This window comes from Neobacillus paridis (assembly GCF_016765675.1).
In the GTDB taxonomy this organism is placed as follows: domain Bacteria; phylum Bacillota; class Bacilli; order Bacillales; family Cytobacillaceae; genus Neobacillus; species Neobacillus paridis.
Genome location: NZ_JAESWB010000007.1, coordinates 1 through 2,959 on the forward strand (window position 1 = coordinate 1; position 2,959 = coordinate 2,959).

Consider the following 2,959-nt stretch of genomic DNA (forward strand, 5'->3'; position numbering starts at 1 on the left):
GCAGCCGTAGCGGGTGATAGCCCCGTACACGAAATCATGGTTGTGGAACTAGGCTTGCGACAAGTAGGGCGGGACACGTGAAATCCTGTCTGAACATGGGGGGACCATCCTCCAAGGCTAAATACTCGTAATCGACCGATAGTGAACCAGTACCGTGAGGGAAAGGCGAAAAGAACCCCGGAAGGGGAGTGAAATAGATCCTGAAACCGTGTGCATACAAACAGTCGGAGCCTCTTCGTGGGGTGACGGCGTACCTTTTGTATAATGGGTCAGCGACTTACATTCAGTGGCAAGGTTAACCGCATAGGGAAGCCGTAGAGAAATCGAGTCCGAACAGGGCGACAGTCGCTGGGTGTAGACCCGAAACCAAGTGATCTACTCATGGCCAGGATGAAGGTGCCGTAACAGGTACTGGAGGTCCGAACCCACTAATGTTGAAAAATTAGGGGATGAGCTGTGGGTAGGGGTGAAAGGCTAAACAAACTTGGAAATAGCTGGTTCTCTCCGAAAACTATTTAGGTAGTGCCTCAAGTATCACCATCGGGGGTAGAGCACTGTTATGGCTAGGGGGTCATCGCGACTTACCAACCCATTGCAAACTCCGAATACCGATGAGTGCGAGCTTGGGAGACAGACGTCGGGTGCTAACGTCCGGCGTCAAGAGGGAAACAACCCAGACCGCCAGCTAAGGTCCCAAAGATTGGCTAAGTGGAAAACGAAGTGGGAAGGCTAAAACAGTCAGGAGGTTGGCTTAGAAGCAGCCACCCTTTAAAGAAAGCGTAATAGCTCACTGATCGAGTCGTCCTGCGCGGAGATGTAACGGGGCTAAGCCAGTCACCGAAGCTGCGGATATGACGTAATTCATTACGCCATATGGTAGGAGAGCGTTCTGTAAGCCTGCGAAGGTGTCTTGTAAAGGATGCTGGAGGTATCAGAAGTGCGAATGCTGACATGAGTAGCGATAATGGGGGTGAAAAGCCCCCACGCCGTAAGCCCAAGGTTTCCTGTTCAACGTTCATCGGAGCAGGGTGAGTCGGCCCCTAAGGCGAGGCAGAGATGCGTAGCTGATGGGAAGCAGGTTAATATTCCTGCACCGTCGTGTGATGCGATGGGGGGACGGATCGCGAATGGTTGTCCGGGTGTTGGATGTCCCGGTTCTTGACTTGTAGAAGGCCCTTAGGCAAATCCGGGGGCGTAATTCAAGGGGTCGAGACCAGCGGCTTTATGCTGCGAAGCAATCGGAAGTGGTTCCAAGAAAAGCCTCTAAGCTTCAGTCACACGAGACCGTACCGCAAACCGACACAGGTGGGCGAGATGAGTATTCTAAGGCGCTTGAGAGAACTCGGGAGAAGGAACTCGGCAAATTGGTACCGTAACTTCGGGATAAGGTACGCCCTAGTAGCTTGACTGGCCTGCGCCAGAAGGGTGACGGGGTTGCAATAAACTGGTGGCTGCGACTGTTTAATAAAAACACAGCACTCTGCAAACACGAAAGTGGACGTATAGGGTGTGACGCCTGCCCGGTGCTGGAAGATTAAATGATGGGGTGCAAGCTCTTGATTGAAGTCCCAGTAAACGGCGGCCGTAACTATAACGGTCCTAAGGTAGCGAAATTCCTTGTCAGGTAAGTTCTGACCCGCACGAAANTCTTGATTGAAGTCCCAGTAAACGGCGGCCGTAACTATAACGGTCCTAAGGTAGCGAAATTCCTTGTCGGGTAAGTTCCGACCTGCACGAATGGCGTAACGATGGCCACACTGTCTCCTCCCGAGACTCAGCGAAGTTGAAATGTTTGTGATGATGCAATCTACCCGCGGCTAGACGGAAAGACCCCATGAACCTTTACTGTAGCTTTGCATTGGACTTTGAACCAATCTGTGTAGGATAGGTGGGAGGCGATGAAACCGTGGCGCCAGTTGCGGTGGAGCCAACCTTGAAATACCACCCTGGTTTGTTTGAGGTTCTAACCTTGGTCCGTTATCCGGATCGGGGACAGTGCATGGTAGGCAGTTTGACTGGGGCGGTCTCCTCCCAAAGTGTAACGGAGGAGTTCGAAGGTACGCTAGGTACGGTCGGACATCGTGCTCATAGTGCAATGGCATAAGCGTGCTTAACTGCGAGACTGACAAGTCGAGCAGGTACGAAAGTAGGACATAGTGATCCGGTGGTTCTGTATGGAAGGGCCATCGCTCAACGGATAAAAGGTACTCTGGGGATAACAGGCTGATTCCTCCCAAGAGTTCATATCGACGGGGGAGTTTGGCACCTCGATGTCGGCTCATCACATCCTGGGGCTGTAGCCGGTCCCAAGGGTATGGCTGTTCGCCATTTAAAGTGGTACGTGAGCTGGGTTTAAAACGTCGTGAGACAGTTTGGTCCCTATCTGCCGTGGGCGTTGGAAGTTTGAAGGGGGCTGCTCCTAGTACGAGAGGACCGGAGTGGACGAACCTCTGGTGTACCGGTTGTCACGCCAGTGGCATTGCCGGGTAGCTAAGTTCGGAAGAGATAACCGCTGAAAGCATCTAAGCGGGAAACTCGCCTTGAGATGAGACTTCCCGGGAGCTTGACTCCCCTAAAGGGTCGTTCGAGACCAGGACGTTGATAGGCTGGGTGTGGAAGCGCAGTAATGCGTTAAGCTAACCAGTACTAATTGCCCGTGCGGCTTGTCCCTATAACCTTGATGGTGCATAGCGGCGCTGTGTGGTGCGTGACGTTCGATACTCACAACCTGCAAGACAAGACATTGATCGTTGCATCGCCTTCCTGCATGGAGCAGGTGACGATGTGGCTGCTTCTTCCCCTTTGGGTTGGATGTGGCGCATGCCAGGCGAGGAGCCGGCAGCGCGACAGACAACCGACAAGTCATGCCTGATGACCATAGCGAGTTGGTCCCACCCCTTCCCATCCCGAACAGGACCGTGAAACGACTTTGCGCCGATGATAGTGCTGCAACCAGTGT

General features: G+C 53.1%; 2 rRNA genes. Both read left to right on the forward strand.

The features are described from left to right. Positions 1 to 2,671: ribosomal RNA gene (locus JK635_RS27780) — 23S ribosomal RNA — on the forward strand; the annotation flags it as partial. Between the two features lie 196 nt (positions 2,672 to 2,867). Continuing rightward, positions 2,868 to 2,959 (forward strand): 5S ribosomal RNA (gene rrf, locus JK635_RS27785); the annotation flags it as partial.